Consider the following 249-nt stretch of genomic DNA (forward strand, 5'->3'; position numbering starts at 1 on the left):
CGCGCGCGAATCCTCGACCAATATTGAAATGTTTGGTTTTTATATCAGCAATAACATCGGCGTTTCATTCCGCACTTTTGCATCGGGTATTTTATTTGGTGTGGGGTCTATTTTTTTTCTGGTGTACAACGGCCTATTGATGGGCGCTGTATCAGGTCATCTCACCAACGCCGGTTTCACTGAAACGTTTTTTACCTTTGTGGTTGGCCATGGCAGTTTTGAATTAACGGCCATTTGTATTTCCGGTGC

1 protein-coding gene is annotated in these 249 nt (G+C 44.2%); it reads left to right on the forward strand.

The genetic code is table 11. The features are described from left to right. The coding region (locus B4E62_RS07835; RefSeq protein WP_331351678.1) for a stage II sporulation protein M at positions 1-249 on the forward strand (249 nt) is incomplete at both ends.

Source organism: Cellvibrio sp. UBA7671 (assembly GCA_002483145.1).
Classification (GTDB): Bacteria; Pseudomonadota; Gammaproteobacteria; order Pseudomonadales; family Cellvibrionaceae; genus Cellvibrio; species Cellvibrio fibrivorans.